This is a genomic window from Janthinobacterium darwini, assembly GCF_051380905.1.
Lineage (GTDB): Bacteria > Pseudomonadota > Gammaproteobacteria > Burkholderiales > Burkholderiaceae_D > Janthinobacterium.
Window position 1 is genome coordinate 2705265 of the sequence record NZ_JBNYXX010000001.1, and the last position, 18702, is coordinate 2723966.

Below are 18702 nucleotides of genomic sequence, written 5' to 3' on the forward strand. Positions count from 1 at the left end.
TTCAATACACCCGACAATAAAACCCAGGCGGGTGGTTTTGCCGGTGCCGATCCTGGCGCCGGCAAACCGAGTCACATCACCGGAGGAGACACGATGAAACGCACATACACACGCATCGCCATGGCAGCGCTGGTTGCCAGCGCCTGGATGGCGCAGGCCAGCGCCGACGAATTCCTGGTCGGGGCCGAAATCCCCTTGACGGGCAACCTGGCCAGGGTCGGCGCCGGCATGCAGGAAGGGATCATGGTGGCAGCCGAGGTATTCAACAAGACCAACGGCAAGCACACCGTCAAGATCGTCACCGTCGACGACGAATCGGCACCCGCCAAGGCCATCGCCGCCGTGGAAAAACTGGCCAGCCAGGGCGTGGTGGCCATCACGGGCGGCTATGGCTCGAACAATATCTCGCCCGCCTCGGACACGGCGAACAAACTGGGCCTGGTCTACATCACCTCGGGCGGCGTGGACGACAGCCTGGTGGCCAGCGGACGCAAGAATTTTTTCCGCATCAATAACACGGCCGGCTACGAAAAAGCCATGCTGGGGCTGCTGCAGGACGTGGGCGCCAAGTCCGTCTCCATCGTGTATTCGACCAAGGATGCCACCACCGGTCTGGCGAAGGACGTGGAAAAGGCCCTGGCCGCCAAGGGTGTCAAGGTGACGACGCACTCTTTCGATCCGGCCATTACCGACTTCAAGCCCATCATCAACAAGATCAAGCTGCAGGATAAATCGGAAGTGGTGGCCATGGTCGGCTATGAAAACGACTATGTTGGCATCATCCGCGCCGCCCGCGTACTGAAGCCGAAGATCAAGGCCATGGTGGGCGTGTGGTCGCTGGCCACGCCGAAAATGGCGGCCGACTTCCCCGACCTGATGCCGAATGTCTTTGGCACGGCCCTGCTGCCCTTCCCCACCGAATTCAAGACGGCCGACGGCAAAGCCTTCAGCGATGCCTACAAGCAGCTGTACAAGAAGGAGCCGGATTACCTGGGCCAGTTCGGCTACGTGCAATCGATGCTGCTGTTCGAGGCGATTGCGCGCGCGGCCGACAAGGGCACGATCAAGAAAGGCGGCGTGGCAGAGGAAATGCGCAAGACGGACCGGGAAACCCTGATCGGCCGGGTGCAATTCTCCGCCAATGGTGACAACCAGAACTTCGTGCACCGCATGGCGCAGCACCAGGACAAGAAGGTGGTAATCGTCTGGCCGAAGGAACACGCTACGGGCAAGCTGGCCTATCCTGCCCTGCCCTGGTAACAGCAGCCTCCCCTGCGCACACGCGCGCGCCCGCCAGGGCGCGCACCGATGAACGGCAGTTCTGGCCCTCGCCAGGGCTGCCTGACGGGATGACGACATGACAGAATTAATCTTGCAAGCCCTGTATTCAGGCTTGCTGCAGGGCGGCTCCTACGCCCTGATCGCACTGGGACTGGCGCTGGTCTTCGGCACCATGAAAGTGATCAACCTGGCGCACGGCGAACTGGTGCTGCTGGCCGCCTATATCGCCTACAGCGTGGAGTCAGGCCTGGGACTCGGTCCCATGTTCGCCATTCCCATCGCACTGGTGATCGTCAGCCTCACATCCGTGGGCGTGTACCTGATCGTCAGCCGCATCAAGAAAGACCGCGAAATCAATTCGCTGATCCTCACCTACGGCATCGGCGTCATTCTCACCAATTTCATCCTGCTGGTGTGGAAGGCGGACATTCGCTCGACCTCATCGAGCTGGCTGCAGGAAGGCATCGAGATTGGCCCCTTCTTCAGCATGCGCAGCGAAGTGATTTTCTTCGGCGTCAGCCTGGTGCTGATGGCGGCCCTGTGGCGCTGGCTGGCCACCAGCTGGTATGGCCGCGCCGTGCGCGCCGTCTCCAGCAACCGCGACGCGGCCAAGCTGATGGGCATCGACCCGGGCCGCACGGAGCTGGTCTCGTTTTTAGTCGCCGGCATCCTGGCCGCCTTCGCCGGCGTGGCCCTGTTCAGCTATGGCGTGATCCAGCCCGCCTACGGCGGCGCGCTGACGGTGAAAGCCTTCATCATCACCGTATTGGCTGGCATTGGTTCGATCCCTGGCGTGCTGCTCGCTGCCGTACTGCTGGGCGTCGCCGAGGCGCTGACCGTCACCCTGGCCAGCTCCGCACTGCAGGAATTGTCCGGCATGGTGCTGTTCCTGCTGGTGCTGTTCATCATGCCAAACGGCCTGTTTGGCGCACAACGGAGGCGCGGATGAAGCGCTCGACACTGATATCCACGACGGGCCTTCTGCTGGCCGCGTATGTCGCCGTGCCGCTGGCCCTTGGCGGCAACCAGTATGTGATGAGCATGGTGGTGGCGGCCCTGATCATCGGCGGCGTGGCCATGTCCTGGGCCCTGCTGGGCAACCTGGGCGGCATGGTCAGCTTCGGCCATGCGGCGTTCTTCGGCGTGGGCGCTTATGTCTCCGCGCTGACCACCGTGAAACTGGGCTTGCCCGTGTTTGCCGCCATGCTGCTGGGCGGCGTCGGTGCTGCGGCGGCAGCCGTCATCATGCTGCCCGTACTGCGCCTGCGCGGGCCGTATTTTGCGCTGGCCATCCTCTCCTACGCCCACATCTTCCGCATCCTGGCCACGGAATGGAGTGCGCTGACGGGCGGCGCCGGCGGCGTCAACAATATTCCCACCCTGCCCACCGTCTTCGGCTTTGATTTGGCCAGCAAGACGGGCGCCTACCTGGTGGTGCTGACCCTCGTCGTGGCCTGCGCGCTGGCGTACAGTCGCATCCGTTCCAGCCATTACGGCATCGCCCTGCGCGCCATGCACGACAGCGAAGACGCTACGCGCGTCGTCGGCGTCAACAGCACCCTGTTGAAAGGCATGATGCTGCTCGTGTCGGCCTTCATGGCCGGCCTGTTCGGCGCCTTCAACGCCCACTACATCAACTTCCTGGAACCGGACTACGCCTTCAACAGCCTGTGGGTCACCTTGCCCATCGTGGCGGCCATCTTCGGCGGCTACCGCACGATACTCGGCCCCGTGCTGGGCGCCGTGGTGGTCTACCTGGTAGACCAGCTCATTTTCAAGTCGCTGATACCCACCGGGCACCAGCTGGTGCTGGGCGTGCTGCTGGTGGCGATGATTGTCTTCAGTCCGAACGGCCTGCTGCCGCTGCTGCGAAAATGGCTGAAAAAAGCGATGATCAAGGAGAAATCCCATGCTTGAACTCGATAATGTCTCCGTGCGCTTCGGCGGCCTGACGGCCGTCGATGCCGTCACCCTGAACGTGGGCAGCCACGACGTGATCGGCCTCGTCGGCGCCAACGGTGCCGGCAAGACCACCCTGTTCAATGCGATTTCCGGCCTGGTGCGCCCCACCAGTGGCCACATCCGCTTCGACGGGCGCGACATCATGGCCACGCCCATGTACCAGCGCGCCCGGCTTGGGCTGGGCCGCACCTTCCAGATTCCGCAGCCCATGCATGAACTGACGGTGCGCGAAAACCTCATCGTGGCGCAGCGCTTCGGCACCGGCAAGGTGGACCAGCGCAAGATCGATGAAATCCTCGATTTCACCAGCCTGGCGGACAAGGCCGGGCGCGACGCTGCCAGCGAACTGGCGCTGACGGAACTGAAAGCGCTGGAAGTGGCCAAGGCGCTGGCCACCAATCCGAAACTGCTGCTGCTCGATGAAGTGCTGGCCGGCCTGGAAACGAACGGCAAGCGCCGCTTCATGGGCATGCTCAAGGACTTGCATGCCGCCTTTGGCGTGGGCATCGTCATGATCGAGCACGATATCGAAACCATCAGCAATCTGTGCCAGCGCGTGGCCGTGCTCAATTTTGGCCAGCTGATCGCCGACGGCACGACGGACGCCGTGTTCCGCAATCCAGCCGTCATCCAAAGCTATACGGGAGCAGTTCATGCCTGAAACGATGCTTGAAATTAGTCAACTGCGCGCCGGCTATGGCGCCATCAATGTGCTGTGGGATGTGTCGCTGTCCATCCAGAAAGGCAGGCTGACCACCATCATCGGCCCGAACGGGGCCGGCAAAACCACCCTGCTGCGCGCCATCATGGGTTTGCTGCCCGTGGGCGCGGGCAGCATCGCACTCGATGGCGTGGGCATCAATGGCACACCGACTTGGAAGATGAGCGACGCGAGGGTCACCATGATACCCGAGGGGCGCATGACCTTCCGTGACATGAGTGTGGAAGAAAACCTGATCATGGGCGCCTTCCCGAAAGAGCACCGCAGCCACATGCCGGCGCGCCTGGCCGAAGCCTACGCCATGTTCCCGCGCCTGCACGAGCGCCGCAAGCAGCTGGCCGGGTCATTATCGGGTGGCGAGGCGCAGATGCTGGCGATGGCGCGGGGCTTGATGTCCGACCCGTCGCTGCTGATCATCGACGAACCTTCGCTGGGCCTGGCGCCGCTGGTGGTCAACGAGCTGTTCGAGATCCTCGCGCGCCTGAACGATGGCCGGCGCACCATCATCCTCGTCGAGCAAAACACGGCGCGCGCCGTGGGCGTGGCCGATCACGTCTACCTGATGCAGAGCGGCAAAGTGGCGCTGTCGCAGGCCGCTTCCGAGGTCGATCTCGAGCATCTGCACGAACTCTATTTTGCGCGCTGAGTGATATCCGCTGCATGCAGCTGGCATCACTCCTCGTCGTCCTCGTCCTCGTCGGCCAGCTTGTCGAACACCAGCAGCTGACTCTTTCCGAGTCCGGCCATCACGAAGGGATCGTCGGCAGGAAAGCGGCCCGTATCGACCAGCATGCGCAGCTTGCTCAAGCGATCGCCCAGCGCCAGCGCTTGCGCCTGCGGATCGGCATCGGCGTGGGCATCGACGCCGGCATGCTCGATCGCATTGGTCACGGACTCGGGAAACTCCCATAATTCGGCGATCCGTACCGACAAGATACGCGCTTGCGCAAACACCTGGGCAATGAAGGCGTCCGATTGCGGGAAGGCATCGGGCGCATGCATCTGGTCGATCAGCCGGAACGCCACCACCAGGCCGACATTGGCCATCAGTCCCGCCAGATAGGCGTCGAAGGCGTTTGCCTGCATGGCCGGCGCGAGCAGGTTGGCCGCCAGCGCGCATTTCTCGGACTGGCGCCAGATCAGGGGCGCCGTGCGTATGGTCAACCCGCCGCTTTGCATGCTGACGATGGGGCGGAAGGCAACGCGGGCGAGCAGCATGCGCATGCCGTTTTGCCCGAGCAGCATGATGGCGCCTTCCATGTTGTTGATCGACGGGCTGGCGTTGTAGCGAGAATGGTAGCGCGGCCGGTTCGCTTCGCGGTAGACCTCGGCGACCAGCAATACGTCCTGGGCCAGCTGGCGCGACAGCTCGGCTGCGCTCATGTTTTCATTTTGCAAGGTACGCATCAACTGCGGGATGATGGCCGGAATGCGCGGCACCAGCGCGGCGCCAGCGATCGGTTCACGGGCCAGGCGCATCAATTCGTCCAGAATCTGTTGTTCGGCCTGCTCGGGAGCCTGCGCCGAACCGGCGGCGGCCAGCCAGCGGTAGTAGATGGCATCGATTTCGGTGATGGTGGCTGGCTGCCGCGTCATCTCGGGCGCCGCCGCTGCCGTGACCGGCGCAGCCTTGTTTTTTTCATCGCCGCCGTTCAGTAATTTTCCTATCCAACCCATTTTGCTATCCAAACCTTATATGCATCACTATCGCGAAATCCGCTGCGCGATTTTACTTGATGACAGCAGTACTGGGGCGGCCGGCGTGACCGGCTGGGTCCACCTGGCGCAAAGTGCTACAGTGGCGCTCTCGCAGCCTCCCCTGCCTTGCAAGGTACATCATGAACAATCCACTGGCCCGTTACGTCACCGGCCAGGCGTATAACAACGCCTGGGCCAACCACCGCTTGCTGAAGGCTTGCGGGCAGCTGACCCAGGCCGAGTTCCAGGCCACGCGCGTCAGCTTTTTCCCCACCATCCAGTTCACCCTGAACCACATACTGACGTGCGACTGGTTCTATCTCGACGCACTCGAACGCGAGCTGCGCGGCGAAAAGCCTCATTCCGACTGCTATGTCTTTTTTGCACAGGACGAACCGTACACCGATGGCGCGGCCCTGCACGCGGCGCAGCGCGCATCGGACCTGCGCCTGATCGCCCATTGCCGCAGCCTGTGCGATGCGGACCTGGCGCGGCCCGTGACGATCCTGCGCGACACCCCGCAAGTCGACACGCGCCAGCGCATGCTGGCGCATTTGTTCCAGCACCAGATCCACCACCGTGGGCAAGTGCACGCCATGCTGGCCGGCACGCGCATCGAAGCGCCCCAGCTCGACGAGTTCTATTGCGCAGGTGAAGCGGACGAGCGGGCGCAGGATTTCCTGGAACTGGGCTGGACGGAAGACGACGTGTGGGGAGAGCGCTGAATCATTCTTCGCCGTGGCAGCAGACGCACAACTTGTTGCCATCGAGGTCGCGGAAATAAGCGCCATAGTAATTGGGATGGTAATGGGGCCGCAAGCCGGGTAGCCCTTCGCACACGGCGCCCAGCGCCAGCACGGCCTGGTGGCAACGGTCCACCTGCAAGCGGCTGGCCGCCAGCAAGGCCGTCATCTGGCCATTGCCGGGAGTGGCCGGCAAGCCGTCATGCGGCGCCGTCAGCACGAACAGGGGGCGCGGCGCCCCCCGCGCCATCCAGCCCGCCCAGGGCTGGGCCGGATCGTGAAATTTCTCGATCAAGTCGAGTTCTCCCATCAGTGCCGTGTAAAAGGCGTAGGCGCGGGGAAAGTCGTTGGTGCCGAGGCAAATATGGGACAGCATGCTGCTCCTTCATGAATTCAAGCATGTGCGGCGAAATGCGCCAGCTGATTATAATGGCGCATCGCTTTCCGACACGATCCCATGCCAGACCTCGACCGCCTTCAATTGCTCCCCCCCTCCAGCGCCGACCTTCCCGCCTTGCTGGCCTTTGAACTGGAAAACCGCGCCTATTTTGAATCCTGGGTCACGGCGCGCGCACCGTCCTATTACCACCATGAAGCCATCGCCGCCGCCATCGAGCAGGCGCAGCGCGAACGTGAGAAAGACAGCGCATACCAGTACCTGGCCAAGCTGGACGGGCAGATCATCGGCAGAGTCAACCTGACTGCCGTCACGCGCCCGTATTTCAACAAGGCGACGCTCGGCTATCGCATCGGCGAACGGTTTGGCGGACGCGGCTACGCCACGCGCGTGGTCGCCCTGTTGCTGGAAGAAGCGTTCGGTGCACTGGAACTGTGGCGCCTGGAAGCGACGGCGCGGCCGCAAAACCTGGGTTCGATCGCCGTCATGCAACGCAACGGTTTTCGCCAATATGGCCGTTCGGAAAAAGCCATGCGCTTCCAGGATGCCTGGTCGGATTTGCTGTACTTTGAACGGCGCAAGGAACACGCCAGCGCCTGAAAAAACCGAACGAACGCTCTATTTATCTGCCGATTCTCCCCTGATGTTGTAAAATAGGCAAATATGGCGCGGCATCAGCCGTGCCGCTTGCCAGCCTTTCGCGCATGCAGATGCACTCACACTCAGGGGAAAACCATGCCTAATACAGACAAAAAAGCCTACCTCGTCGGCGGCGGCATCGGCTCGCTGGCCGCAGCCGCATTCATGATACGCGACGGCGGCATGCAAGGTTGCAACATTACCGTCTTCGAAGCGTCGCCCGTGACCGGGGGCAGCCTCGATGGCGGCGGCAATGCAGAGGATGGCTACACCTTGCGCGGCGGGCGCATGCTGACCACCGATAATTACGAGTGCACCTGGGACCTGTTCAAGAGCATACCCTCGCTCGAACATGCGGGCCAGAGCGTCTACGATGAAACCATCGCCTTCAACGAACAGCACCTTCCCCACTCGCGCGCGCGCTTGGTCGACCGCAACCGCTTCAAGGTCGATGTCAGCAGCATGGGCTTTTCCATGCAGGACAGGCTGGAACTGCTGAAGCTGACGGAAGCCGACGAAGACACCTTGGGCAGCAGCGCCATCACGGACTGGCTCTCACCCGAATTCTTCGACACCAAGTTCTGGACCATGTGGGCCACCACGTTTGCCTTCCAGCCCTGGCATAGCGCCGTCGAGTTCAAGCGCTACCTGCACCGCTTCATGATGGAGTTTTCGCGCATCGAAACCCTGGCCGGCGTCAAGCGCACCGTCTACAACCAGTACGATTCGCTGGTACGCCCCCTGGTCGCCTGGCTGCAGGAGCAAGGCGTGAACATCATCATGGATTGCACGGTGAGCGATATCGAGGTGCAGGAGAGCGACGGCCGCCTGAGCGCCACCGCCATCGCCTGCCAGCGGCACGGCCTGGCCGACGTGATCCCCGTGGCCGCCGGCGACCTGGTCTTTTTCCAGAACGCCTCGATGACGGATGCCTCCAGCTATGGCAGCATGCACAGCGCGCCGGCCCAGCGCACGAAAAACGACAGCCAGGGCTGGCGCCTGTGGGAAAAGCTGGCCGAGGGCCGCCCGGAACTGGGACGCCCCGCCGCCTTCAACAGCAGCATCCCCGAATCGTACTGGGCCTCGTACACGGTCACCCTGAAAGACAGCGCCTTCTTTGACAGGATGGAGCAATTCACCGGCAACAGCGCGGGCACGGGCGGCCTCGTCACCTTCAAGGACAGCAACTGGTTCATGTCCATCGTGCTGGCGCACCAACCCCATTTCGCCGGCCAGCCCGAGGGCGTGCAAGTATTCTGGGGCTATGCGCTGCACCCTGACCGCATCGGCAACTTCGTCGCCAAGCCCATGTCCGAATGCAGCGGCGCGGATATCCTGCGCGAGTTGTGCGGCCACCTGAACTTCGACCTCGACATCATGGCCACGGCCAACTGCATTCCCTGCCGCATGCCCTACATCACCAGCATGTTCATGCCCCGCGCAAAGAGCGACCGTCCCCTGCCCGTGCCGGCCAACTCCGTCAACCTGGCCTTCGTCAGCCAGTTCGTGGAAATCGCCGACGATGTCGTCTTCACCGTGGAATACTCGGTACGCGCAGCGCAGACGGCCGTCTACCAGCTGCTCGGCGTACAGCGCGAAGTGCCGGCCATCCACGCGCACGACAAATCGCTGAAGGTCAAGCTCGATGCCGTCATCAAGGCCTTCAAATAGCCGCGTTGCTGACGCTTGCACGCAACAAAGGCCGCACTGCCGGCCGTGCATGCACCTGATTTAAGACTGGCTTCAGCCTCGCCGTGCATCGTGGATAGGGCGCCAGCAGACATGGCGCCTCTCCTCACCATCACGGGCACGGCCCAGCGAAAGAGCCAATATGAAAACATGGATGCGCGCCAACAAAGGTTTTTTGATGTTCCTGCTGCTGTTCGGCGTCTTCCGCACGGCCGTGGCGGACTGGAATCCGATACCGTCGGCATCCATGCGCCCCAACCTGCTCGAAGGCGACGTCGTCTTCGTCAACCGCCTGGCCTTCAACCTGAAAGTGCCGCTCACCGATATCGTGCTGCAACGCCTGGGCGACCCGCAGCGGGGCGATATCGTCACCTTTTCCTCGCCGAAAGATGGCACGCGCTTGATCAAGCGCATCATCGCCCTGCCCGGCGACACGGTGGAAATGCGCAATGAACAGCTGATCATCAATGGCCAGCCCGCCCGGTACACGGCGCTCGACACGGCGCCTGAAACCATCGCCCACCTGGGCCAGCTGACAGCGCAGCGCATCAGCGAGCGCAACCAGACCGAGCAGCACCGCATCCAGGTCTTGCCGCAAATCGCGGGCGCGGCGCGCAGCTTTGCCCCCGTGACGGTGCCGGCCGACCATTTCCTCATGCTGGGCGATAACCGCGACAACAGCGCCGACTCGCGCTATTTCGGCTTCGTGCCACGGGCATTGCTGATTGGCAAGGCCGAGCGCATCCTCGTCTCGGCCAATATCGAAGAGCATTGGCAGCCGCGGCTGCAGCGTTTCGGCATGAAGCTGGAATAAACCTTCCCCTTGCAACGGCGTCGTGCTTTTCGGTTAGCATGGCGCATCATGCAAAACTTTCCCTCCGCCAGCCAGCAGAGCGCCAGCGACGATCCCGCCCTGGAGCAGCTGGCGCAGTTCCTGCAGCGCCATCCCGAGGTGCTGCTGCTGACGGGCGCCGGCATCAGCACGGCGTCCGGCATTCCCGCTTACCGCGATACGGAAGGCGTGCGGCGCGGCAATGCCCCAGTGCAAGGTCCCGACTTTCGCCGCGAGGAAGCCGTGCGCCGCCGCTACTGGGCCCGCAGCATGGTAGGCTGGCCCACCCTGGCGCGCGCCACACCGAATCCCGGCCATCTGGCCATCGCGCATTTGGCGCAGCGCCAGCACATCGGCGGCCTGGTCACGCAAAACGTGGATGGCCTGCATCAGCAGGCAGGCAGCGCCACCGTCACGGAGTTGCACGGCAGCATACATGGCGTGGTATGCCTCGATTGCCAGGCCCGCCACACGCGCCGCCTGATCCAGGACATGCTGGAACGCGACAATCCGCAGTTGCTGGGCGCCACGGCCACGCCGGCGCCCGATGGCGACGCCTTGCTGGAGCCGTCGCAACTGGCTACCTTCCACCTTCCCGTCTGTCCCCGCTGCGGCGGCACCCTGCAGCCCGACGTGGTGTTCTTTGGCGATGGCGTACCCTCCGCCTGCGCGGCCGAGGCCGAGCGCAAGCTGATGGAGGCCAGCGCCCTGCTGGTAGTCGGCTCGTCCGTGATGGTGTATTCCAGCTTTCGCCTGTGCCGCATGGCGGCCGAGACGGGCAAGCCCGTGGCCGCCATCAACATGGGCAAGACGCGCGCCGACCATTTGCTGGCATTCAAGACCGATGCGCCGGCACAGGACATCTTGCCAGCATTAGCGGCCATGCTGGACTGATCCGGGCTCAGCGGTGCGCCGCTCTCGCTATACTATGGCATTGACGAGGAGAATTCATGCTGGAACTGTTGAGTGAACACGCCTGTTTTGGCGGTGTACAACGCTTTTATCGCCACGACGCGCAAGCCATCGGCTTGCCCATGCGTTTTTCGGCCTTCATTCCCGACACGGCGCCAGGCGACACCGTCAGCATCAAGCGCCCCGCCCTGTTTTACCTGGCTGGCCTGACGTGCACGGAAGAAACGTTCATGATCAAGAGTGGCGCGCAGCGCGTGGCGGCCGAAGAAGGCCTGATCCTGATCGCGCCCGACACCAGCCCCCGTGGCGCCAACATCGCGGGCGAGACGGATGCCTGGGATTTCGGCGCGGGCGCCGGCTTTTACGTCGATGCCACCGAAGCGCCGTGGAGCAGCCACTACCGCATGTACAGCTACCTCCTGGAACTGCGCGCGCTGCTGGAACAGGAACTGGCGATCGATGCGCAACGCACGGGTATTTTCGGCCACTCGATGGGCGGCCACGGCGCGCTGGTGCTGGCCTTGCGCAACCCGGAACTGTTCCGCTCAGTGTCCGCCTTCGCGCCCATCGCCGCACCGAGCCAGTGTCCGTGGGGCAAAAAGGCTTTTACAGGCTACCTGGGCAGCGATGCAGCCAGCTGGCAGCAATACGACGCCAGCGCCCTGATGCACGGCTTGCAAGGCAAGCCGGCACTATTTCCTGGCGGCATCTTGATCGACCAGGGCCTGGCCGACAAGTTCTTGACCGAGCAACTGTATCCCGAGGTGTTCGAAGCGGCGTGCCGCGACGCCGGCCAGCCCCTGCAGCTGCGCCGCCATGCCGGCTATGACCACGGCTATTATTTCATCGCCAGCTTCATGGAAGAGCATCTGCGCTTCCATGCACAAAACCTGCGCGCCACAGACTGACTGGCGCCTATTGCGCCGTGCTGGTATGCCCGTTGAAATGGCGCATGTACCAGTCAGTGGCCAGCAAGGCCGCCTGATGCCGCGTGTCGGGAGCACCGGGTGCGGCGATCTGTTCCAGTTGTTTGTCGCAGCGCAAGGTGGCGAAGGCCATGCGGTTCAGGCCAGCCACATCGGGGTCGCGCCCGCCCACGATCAGCAGCGAAGGCACACGCACATTTTCCAGCGCCGCCTTGCCCGCCATTTCCACCTGGCCATCACAGACAGCCAGCGCGGCGATTTCCGCGCTGCGCCAGGCCGCCAGCTGCATCACCACGGCGGCGCTGGTGCCATAGCCATACAGGCCGCAAGGCAAGCGCCGCGTGGCTGGATCGACTTGCAGCCAGCCCAGGGCTTTTTCCAGTTGACGCGCCAGCAGCACGATGTCGCTGCGCACAAAATAAGAGTGGCCATTGCTGCCGCCGCCGGGCCCGACGCCGCCCTGGTCGAAACGCAGGGTGGCGATGCCCGCCCGCAGAAAATCCTGGGAAGTGGCGTGGCTTGAGGCGCCCAGATAGTCGCTATCGGCGCCTGCACCGTGGGCAAACAGGACGATGCCGACCGGTCGCTCGGGCATTTCAAGCACGCCGTCCATTTGAAGTTCATCGGCCGTGATGCTGACAAATTGTTCTTGCATGGCTGCCTCCGCTATCGAGCTGGAATCGAGCTGACATCAAGCTGAAATCACACTGCTGCGCTGATTTTGCCGAACCGGGCGCCGCCTGCGCGCCCTGCGCTGCAATCCTCAGTGTACCAGCCTGCGTCCGTTCACGCGCGGCGCACGTCATTTTGCCGCGCGTCCGCATCAAACGGCGCCGTGCCGGTCCAGCCCCTTCAGCACGGCTTCCGGGCGGATCGGCAAATGCCGCACGCGCGACGCCACGGCGGCGAAGATGGCGTTGCCGATGGCGGGCGCCACGGCCGTCGTGGGCGGCTCGCCCATGCCCGTCGAAGTTGCCGTGCTGGCCACGAATTCGATGTCGAGCTCGGGCACATCGGCCATGCGCAGGGGCGTGTAGGTATTCAGGTTGGTATCCTTCACTTCGCCATTCAGGAAAGCCGTGCCTTCATGCAAGGCCATGCTCACGCCCCACAGGGCGCCCCCTTCCGCCTGCGCCAGCGCGCCATCAGGATCGACGATGCTGCCCGCATCAATGACCATGAACAACTTTTCGACTTTCACCATGCAAGTGCTGCGGTCTACTTTCACCCGGGCAACGCAGGCCGTCCAGGTGGGCATGTCGCGTTCCTGGCCGAACGTGGCGGCGATGCCCAGGCCCGTGTCGGGCGGCATGGCCGTGCCCCAGCCCGCCTTGTCCGCCACCCGCTGCAGCACATGGGCCAGGCGCGCAGCGCCGCCGACGGCGTTCGGTGCGCTGCCCGCATTGCGCCCCGTCGCCTGCAGCAACGACAAACGGAAGGCCAGCGGATCGACCTTGGCCGCCTGCGCCGCCTCGTCCATAAAACTTTCCACTGCCCAATTCGTCCAGCCTGGTCCCACGGAACGCAGCCAGCCGGGGCGGAAACTGCTGTTGGCCAGGTCGTTCGACACGGCCCGCACGCGCTGCGCGCCCACCGCGTACCAGTGGTCGGCGCCGGCGATGGCGAACGGGTCATATGGATGACCCTGCGTATCCTTGGCCAGGAAGGCGGGTATCATCGCTTGCGTGGGCCAGCCCGCGCTCGCTTCGTGCACCATTGCCGACACCTCGCCGGCGTCGTCGAACGCCATGCGCACATGCTGCACGGATGGCGAGCGGGGCGAATCGAAACGGGCATCGTCGGCCCGCGTGCAAATCATCTTGACGGGGCGTCCCACGGCTTGTGCCGCCAGCGCGGCCGGCACGCAATAATCGCCATTCAGGCGTCGACCGAAGCCGCCGCCCAGCAGATAGGTATGCAGCATCACCTTGCTTTCCGGCACCTTCAACGCCTGCGCCAGCACGGGCAGGATCAACGATTGCCACTGGTTGCCCGCATGGATATGCCAGACGCCGTCGATTTCCTGCGCCAGCGCATTCACCGGTTCGAGCTGGAAATGCAGCACGGTACTGGTCGTGTAGTGGCGTTCCAGTTGCAGGCTGGCATCCTTGAACGCCTGCTCCACACCATCATCATCGACCACGCGGGCGCCCAGGCTGGCATCGGCCAGTTGCTTGGTGGCGTAGTTGAGGATATCCTGCTCCGCCACGTGGGCTGCCGCGCCGGCCCGCCATTTCACTTGCACCAGGTCGGCCGCGCGCATGGCGGCCGCATACGTGTCGGCCACCACCATGACCCAACCGGGCACCGTGCCGCTTTGGTCCTGCAAGGCAACCGAGCGCAAGTAGCCCTTGACCTTTTTTGCGGCCGAGTCGTCGATAGAGACCACCTTGGCACCGTAGCGCGTGGGCGGGATCTTCGGGCGCGCATACAGCATGCCCTCCACCTGCGCATCGATGCCATACACGGCCGTGCCATCCGTTTTTGCCGGAATATCGAGCGCCTGCACATGCTGGCCGATCAGGCTGCGCTGCTGCGGCGACTTGAGCACGATGGCTTTCAGTTGCTCGGGCGTATACTGGCGCGCCAGCTTGCCACGACGCACGATGTCGCCATAGCTGATGGACCGCCCCCGGCCATGCACGACGCCCAGCTTGGCGTGGCAGGCCGACACGGGCAAGCGCAGCAGGCGCGCGCCCTCTTCGACCAACGCGAGGCGGCCGGCCGCGCCAGCGCGGCTGAGCGGATCGAAATTCAGCCAGACGGACCAGCTACCGCCCGTCACCATCAAGCCCCATTTCGGGTCCGTGTCCACGTAATGCAGGCGCACCTTGTCCCAGTCCGCCTCCAGTTCCTCGACCACGATGCGCGCCAGTGCCGTACCGATATGCTGGCCCATTTCCGCCTTGGCGATATTCACGGTGACGATGCCGTCGCGGCCGATCTGGAACCAGATGCTGGGATCGAACACAGGCGCAGCGTCTTGTCTTGGCGGCGCGGTCGCCACCTTTCCGGCGGCCAATGAGCTGTCGGCACGCAAGAAGGCCAGGGAAAAACCCGTACCGGCGGCGGCGATCAGGAAACCGCGCCGTCCCAGTGCAGGGGGACGGGCAGCTGAATTTTCTTTCGGTAACTTAAACACCGGGCGCCTCCTGCATGCCGGCCGCCAGCTTGATGGCCTTGCGGATGCGCACGTACGCCATGCAACGGCACAGGTTACCGCTCATGACGGCATCAATATTCGCATCCGTCGGCTGCGGATAGTCGCGCAGCAAGGTCGCCGCCTGCATGATCTGGCCCGACTGGCAATAACCGCACTGAGGTGCCTGCGTGGCGACCCAAGCCCGCTGCAGAGGATGCGTGCCGTCCGCCGACAAGCCTTCGATGGTGGTGATGGCGCAGCCCGTCACGGCGGCGATGGGCGTGATACAGGAACGCATGGCGCGGCCGTCCACATGCACGGTGCAGGCGCCGCACATGCCAATGCCGCAGCCAAACTTGGTGCCTTTCAAATGGGCTTCGTCGCGCAGCACCCACAGCAGGGGCGTCTCGGCGTCGGCCTCGGTGCCGAAGGGCTGGCCATTCACGGTAATGTTATACATAAGTGTTGTAGATAAGAAACTTTCAAGAATTACTTGCCGGCGCGCGTGCGTGCCACCACCGCTTCCAGATTGGTCCAGGCCGGCTGGTGGCTGCGACTGCGGCGCAGATAGGCGGCCAGCTGGGCCACGTCGTTGTCCGTCAGCGAGGCGGCAAAGCCGGGCATCAGCACGCCGGGCATGGCCTCATCCCTGGACAAACCGTGCAGGATGACCTGGATCAGGTTGGCGGGATCAGGCGCGCTGACGGCGCTGTTCAGGCTTAGTTCCGGACGCAATGCCACAGGCTGGCCGTCGCTGTTCGAGTGGCACGAGGCGCAGGCGGCCACGTACAGGCTGGCGCCACGGTCGTTGTCGACCAGGCTGACGCGCTGCGAACGGGCGATGCCGGTCTTTATCACTGCATCCACATCCACCTTGCGCCCGGCAGCACCGGAAACACCGGCAAAATACATGGACAGCGCGCGGATATCGCTATCGGGCGAGGCGCCCATGCCTTCGTGCACGACGTCCGACATGGGCCCGGCCGCCACGCCGTGCAGAGCCGTCGCTCCCGTGCGCAGGAAGGCATACAGCTCATCCTGCGTCCACGGCAATGGTGCCGTATTGGCGCTGGTCAGGGCCGGTGCATACCAGTGATCGATGGACGCACCCAGATACGACGACCCGGCAAGCTCGGCGCCCAGCGCATTGCGCGGCGTGTGGCAGGCCGCGCAATGGGCCAGGCCTTCGGCCAGATAGCGGCCCCGGTTCCAGTCCAGTCCTTGCGCGGCATCAAGCTGATAGCTGGCCGGCTTAAAGAACAGCAACTTCCAGCCCGCCTGCAAGGGGCGCAGGTTCAAAGGAAAAGGCACGCTGTTCGGGGGCGCCACCGCATACACGGGCGGGCGCGTCATGAAATACGCGTACAAGGCCGTCAGGTCGGCGTCCGAGACGAGGTTGAAGTGGGTGTACGGAAAGACGGGAAACAAATGGGCGCCATCGCGGCCCACGCCTTCGCGCATGGCCCGCTGGAAGGCGGCCAGCGACCAGCGGCCGATGCCCGTTTGCGTGTCCGGCGTGATATTCGTCGCGTAGATCGTGCCGAACGGCGTGGCCAGGCCGTGGCCACCCGCATAATCGGCACCGCCCTTGGCCGTATGGCAGGCCGCGCAATTGCCCATGCCAGCCAGGACGCGGCCCTTTTCCACCACTTGCGGGGAAAATGCCGTGGCGGCAGGCGGATTGACGGGCGCCAGCGCGGGGCGCCAGTAATACAAGTAGGCAGCCAGGGCGGCCACGATGAGCAGCGCCAGCAATAGCAGCAGGCCGGTGAAAATCTTTTTGAGCAAAACAGGAGTCCGATAAAAGGCTGAGCACGCGCCTGCCGCGCACGGACGGCAGCAACAGGGCAAATGTTGACAATGATAGGGACAATCTTACCGCGATTGTGACTTGTTGTATGTACGCAATGACACGCAGGCAACGCTGCGGGCGGGCTGCACCTTATAATCAGCGTTTCAGCACGCCGCCGCTCCTTCATGCATACCGTTACCATCATCCTCATCCTTGTCCTGAGCGTCGTCCTGTGCGGCTTCATCGCCCGCTCGCGCTGGGTCAAACTGCCGTTGCCACTGATCCAGATCGCCGGCGGCACGGGATTGGCCCTGTTTGGCGTGCAAGTGCCGCTCGATCCCGATATTTTCTTCCTGCTCTTCATTCCGCCGCTGCTGTTTCTCGATGGCTGGCGCATTCCCAAGGGCGCCTTCTTTTCCGATGCGCGCTCGATCCTGATGCTGGCCATCGGCCTGGTGCTGTTTACCGTGCTGGGCATGGGCTTTTTCATCGACTGGCTGATCCCCAGCGTGCCGCTGGCCGTCGCCTTCGCGCTGGGCGCCATCCTGTCGCCGACGGACCCCGTGGCCGTGTCGGCGATCGCGGCCGGCAATCCCATCCCGCCGCGCCTGATGCACATCCTGGAAGGCGAATCCCTGCTGAACGACGCCTCGGGCCTGGTCTGCTTCACGTTTGCCGTGGGCGCCATGATGACGGGCGGCTTTTCCATCGGCGCCGCCTCGCTGAGTTTCCTGCAGGAAGCGGGCGGCGGCATCGTCATCGGCCTGGCCATCTCCTGGGGCGTGGGCCTGGCGAATAAATGGCTGGTGAGCAAGGTCGGCGAAGAGCCGGGCCTGCAAATCCTCATCAGCATCCTGATCCCGTTCGCCGCCTACCTGGGCGCCGAGCAAATCCACGGCTCAGGCATCCTGGCGGCCGCCACGGCGGGCGTGTCCATGCATTACGCCGACCTGATCGGCCGCCCGCTGGCCGCCACGCGCACCCAGCGCAAGGCCGTGTGGGATACCGTGCAACTGGTCTTGAATGGCGTGATCTTCGTCATGCTGGGCGCGCAGCTGCCCACCACCGTGGCCGGCTTGCCCGCCGCGTCCATGGAAGTGGGCGCCGGCAGCGCCTGGAAACTGCCCCTGTTCGTCATCGCCATCACGGTGGGGCTGACCTTCATGCGCTTCATCTGGGTCTTCATTTCCATGAAACTGACCTTGTTCAAGCACCACAAGAAAATGCCGGGCGAATCGAAGGAAGCGGCGCTGCTGGCCCGTCCCAGCCTGCGCCTGCTGCTGGTTGCCTCGTTTGCGGGCGTGCGCGGCGCGCTGACCCTGGCCGGCATTTTGACCCTGCCTTTGTTCTTGCCTGATGGAAATCGTTTCCCCGCGCGCGACCTCGTCATCTTCCTGGCCATGGGGGTGATTCTGCTGTCGCTGTTGCTGGCCAGCGTCACCTTGCCCCTGCTGACCAAGGGCCTGGTGTTCGCGCCGCCCGCGCGCCGCTCGACGGAAGAGCGCAATGCCCGCGCCGCTGCCGCCGAAGCGGCTATTGCGCGGCTGGAAAAAGTGTGCGAAGGCATCGACAAGAATGACAAGCAGCAAGTCGTCACCGAGGCGGCCAACCGCCTGATCGAAGCCTACCGGCGCCGCCTGGCATACGGCGAAAGCAGCAACGACGAGGCGATGCGGCTGCAAGAGCTGGCCAAGGCTGAACGCGCGCTGCGCCTGGAAGCGCTGAATGCGGAGCGGGACGAACTGTTCCGCCGCCGCATCTCGGGCGAACTGGACGATACCATCCATTTGCGCCTGCTGCGCGAAATCGACTTGCTGGAAGCAACACTGGAAGAATAGCAACACTCTGGCGCGCAAAGACAGTGTTAATAAGTAATTTTCATGGCAAGGAATGCAAGTTTTAACATTCGTGTTTATAATGCAAGGTTTATGGCCTAGTGCCGTGATTTACTTTCAGCATGGACTTCCG

At 63.6% G+C, this 18702-nt stretch carries 18 protein-coding genes; 12 read left to right on the forward strand and 6 right to left on the reverse strand.

The features are described 5' to 3' along the window. Positions 1-93: 93 nt before the first annotated feature. The 5 genes from ACQ4WZ_RS12415 (at position 94) to ACQ4WZ_RS12435 (ending at position 4610) form a co-directional block, all read left to right on the forward strand. Positions 94-1260, forward strand: coding sequence for an ABC transporter substrate-binding protein (locus ACQ4WZ_RS12415; protein WP_436573540.1), 1167 nt, complete (start codon positions 94-96; stop codon positions 1258-1260). A gap of 97 nt (positions 1261-1357) precedes the next feature. Then, positions 1358-2230: a branched-chain amino acid ABC transporter permease gene (locus ACQ4WZ_RS12420; protein ID WP_099379617.1), complete on the forward strand. Its 873-nt coding sequence runs from the start codon at positions 1358-1360 to the stop codon at positions 2228-2230. Next, entirely contained in the window at positions 2227-3198 is a 972-nt protein-coding gene (locus tag ACQ4WZ_RS12425; RefSeq protein WP_436573541.1) for a branched-chain amino acid ABC transporter permease, read from the forward strand. Before ACQ4WZ_RS12420 ends, ACQ4WZ_RS12425 begins: the two co-directional genes overlap by 4 nt. Beyond that, positions 3191-3904 (forward strand): ABC transporter ATP-binding protein, encoded by a 714-nt coding sequence (locus ACQ4WZ_RS12430; RefSeq protein ID WP_436573542.1) that lies wholly within the window; start codon positions 3191-3193, stop codon positions 3902-3904. Before ACQ4WZ_RS12425 ends, ACQ4WZ_RS12430 begins: the two co-directional genes overlap by 8 nt. A gap of 4 nt (positions 3905-3908) precedes the next feature. Next, positions 3909-4610, forward strand: a complete 702-nt coding sequence (locus ACQ4WZ_RS12435) for an ABC transporter ATP-binding protein (protein WP_436573887.1) — start codon at positions 3909-3911, stop codon at positions 4608-4610. Positions 4611-4636: 26 nt separating this feature from the next. Here ACQ4WZ_RS12435 and ACQ4WZ_RS12440 read toward each other — a convergent pair whose 3' ends face one another. Further along, the gene (locus tag ACQ4WZ_RS12440; RefSeq protein ID WP_436573543.1) at positions 4637-5641 is read right to left on the reverse strand and encodes an HDOD domain-containing protein; all 1005 of its coding nucleotides are present in this window, start codon (positions 5639-5641) and stop codon (positions 4637-4639) included. 161 nt (positions 5642-5802) lie between these two features. On the opposite strand from ACQ4WZ_RS12440, the gene ACQ4WZ_RS12445 reads away from it, so the two are divergent. Continuing rightward, positions 5803-6387, forward strand: a complete 585-nt coding sequence (locus ACQ4WZ_RS12445; protein ID WP_436573544.1) for a DinB family protein — start codon at positions 5803-5805, stop codon at positions 6385-6387. A 1-nt stretch (position 6388) separates the two neighbouring features. Here ACQ4WZ_RS12445 and ACQ4WZ_RS12450 read toward each other — a convergent pair whose 3' ends face one another. Beyond that, entirely contained in the window at positions 6389-6781 is a 393-nt protein-coding gene (locus ACQ4WZ_RS12450) for a VOC family protein (protein WP_436573545.1), read from the reverse strand. Between the two features lie 81 nt (positions 6782-6862). Between ACQ4WZ_RS12450 and ACQ4WZ_RS12455 the strand changes: the two genes are divergently transcribed. The 5 genes from ACQ4WZ_RS12455 (at position 6863) to fghA (ending at position 11782) form a co-directional block, all read left to right on the forward strand. Then, positions 6863-7402: a GNAT family N-acetyltransferase gene (locus ACQ4WZ_RS12455; RefSeq protein ID WP_133992368.1), complete on the forward strand. Its 540-nt coding sequence runs from the start codon at positions 6863-6865 to the stop codon at positions 7400-7402. Positions 7403-7537: 135 nt separating this feature from the next. Further along, on the forward strand, positions 7538-9112 hold the full coding sequence (locus tag ACQ4WZ_RS12460) for an oleate hydratase (protein ID WP_101480678.1): 1575 nt from the start codon (positions 7538-7540) through the stop codon (positions 9110-9112). Between the two features lie 160 nt (positions 9113-9272). Beyond that, positions 9273-9944 carry a signal peptidase I gene (gene lepB / locus ACQ4WZ_RS12465; RefSeq protein WP_101480677.1) on the forward strand — a complete coding sequence of 224 codons (672 nt, stop codon included), beginning with the start codon at positions 9273-9275 and terminating at the stop codon, positions 9942-9944. Positions 9945-9992: 48 nt separating this feature from the next. Further along, positions 9993-10856 carry an NAD-dependent protein deacetylase gene (locus tag ACQ4WZ_RS12470; RefSeq protein WP_436573546.1) on the forward strand — a complete coding sequence of 288 codons (864 nt, stop codon included), beginning with the start codon at positions 9993-9995 and terminating at the stop codon, positions 10854-10856. 56 nt (positions 10857-10912) lie between these two features. After that, positions 10913-11782, forward strand: a complete 870-nt coding sequence (fghA, locus tag ACQ4WZ_RS12475; RefSeq protein WP_436573547.1) for an S-formylglutathione hydrolase — start codon at positions 10913-10915, stop codon at positions 11780-11782. Positions 11783-11789: 7 nt separating this feature from the next. Here the strand turns inward: fghA and ACQ4WZ_RS12480 are convergent, their stop codons facing one another. The 4 genes from ACQ4WZ_RS12480 to ACQ4WZ_RS12495 form a co-directional block, all read right to left on the reverse strand. After that, positions 11790-12455, reverse strand: coding sequence for a dienelactone hydrolase family protein (locus tag ACQ4WZ_RS12480; protein WP_101480674.1), 666 nt, complete (start codon positions 12453-12455; stop codon positions 11790-11792). Positions 12456-12623: 168 nt separating this feature from the next. Next, complete coding sequence (locus tag ACQ4WZ_RS12485; RefSeq protein WP_436573548.1) at positions 12624-14942, reverse strand: xanthine dehydrogenase family protein molybdopterin-binding subunit; 2319 nt, start codon at positions 14940-14942, stop codon at positions 12624-12626. After that, the gene (locus ACQ4WZ_RS12490; RefSeq protein WP_436573549.1) at positions 14935-15402 is read right to left on the reverse strand and encodes a (2Fe-2S)-binding protein; all 468 of its coding nucleotides are present in this window, start codon (positions 15400-15402) and stop codon (positions 14935-14937) included. Before ACQ4WZ_RS12490 ends, ACQ4WZ_RS12485 begins: the two co-directional genes overlap by 8 nt. A gap of 29 nt (positions 15403-15431) precedes the next feature. Then, complete coding sequence (locus ACQ4WZ_RS12495) at positions 15432-16730, reverse strand: cytochrome c (protein WP_436573550.1); 1299 nt, start codon at positions 16728-16730, stop codon at positions 15432-15434. Between the two features lie 189 nt (positions 16731-16919). On the opposite strand from ACQ4WZ_RS12495, the gene ACQ4WZ_RS12500 reads away from it, so the two are divergent. Continuing rightward, complete coding sequence (locus ACQ4WZ_RS12500) at positions 16920-18572, forward strand: Na+/H+ antiporter (protein WP_101480670.1); 1653 nt, start codon at positions 16920-16922, stop codon at positions 18570-18572. The last annotated feature ends 130 nt before the right edge of the window (positions 18573-18702 follow it).

Bases quoted from the DNA above. Each gene is read 5' to 3' on its own strand.
- ACQ4WZ_RS12460 (WP_101480678.1), top strand. From the start codon at position 7,538: ATGCCTAATACAGACAAAAAAGCCTACCTCGTCGGCGGCGGCATCGGC.
- ACQ4WZ_RS12435 (WP_436573887.1), top strand. From the start codon at position 3,909: ATGCTTGAAATTAGTCAACTGCGCGCCGGCTATGGCGCCATCAATGTG.
- ACQ4WZ_RS12420 (WP_099379617.1), top strand. From the start codon at position 1,358: ATGACAGAATTAATCTTGCAAGCCCTGTATTCAGGCTTGCTGCAGGGC.
- ACQ4WZ_RS12450 (WP_436573545.1), bottom strand. From the start codon at position 6,781: ATGCTGTCCCATATTTGCCTCGGCACCAACGACTTTCCCCGCGCCTAC.
- ACQ4WZ_RS12415 (WP_436573540.1), top strand. From the start codon at position 94: ATGAAACGCACATACACACGCATCGCCATGGCAGCGCTGGTTGCCAGC.
- lepB (WP_101480677.1), top strand. From the start codon at position 9,273: ATGAAAACATGGATGCGCGCCAACAAAGGTTTTTTGATGTTCCTGCTG.
- ACQ4WZ_RS12480 (WP_101480674.1), bottom strand. From the start codon at position 12,455: ATGCAAGAACAATTTGTCAGCATCACGGCCGATGAACTTCAAATGGAC.
- ACQ4WZ_RS12445 (WP_436573544.1), top strand. From the start codon at position 5,803: ATGAACAATCCACTGGCCCGTTACGTCACCGGCCAGGCGTATAACAAC.
- ACQ4WZ_RS12425 (WP_436573541.1), top strand. From the start codon at position 2,227: ATGAAGCGCTCGACACTGATATCCACGACGGGCCTTCTGCTGGCCGCG.
- ACQ4WZ_RS12500 (WP_101480670.1), top strand. From the start codon at position 16,920: ATGCATACCGTTACCATCATCCTCATCCTTGTCCTGAGCGTCGTCCTG.
- ACQ4WZ_RS12455 (WP_133992368.1), top strand. From the start codon at position 6,863: ATGCCAGACCTCGACCGCCTTCAATTGCTCCCCCCCTCCAGCGCCGAC.
- ACQ4WZ_RS12490 (WP_436573549.1), bottom strand. From the start codon at position 15,402: ATGTATAACATTACCGTGAATGGCCAGCCCTTCGGCACCGAGGCCGAC.
- fghA (WP_436573547.1), top strand. From the start codon at position 10,913: ATGCTGGAACTGTTGAGTGAACACGCCTGTTTTGGCGGTGTACAACGC.
- ACQ4WZ_RS12470 (WP_436573546.1), top strand. From the start codon at position 9,993: ATGCAAAACTTTCCCTCCGCCAGCCAGCAGAGCGCCAGCGACGATCCC.
- ACQ4WZ_RS12440 (WP_436573543.1), bottom strand. From the start codon at position 5,641: ATGGGTTGGATAGGAAAATTACTGAACGGCGGCGATGAAAAAAACAAG.
- ACQ4WZ_RS12430 (WP_436573542.1), top strand. From the start codon at position 3,191: ATGCTTGAACTCGATAATGTCTCCGTGCGCTTCGGCGGCCTGACGGCC.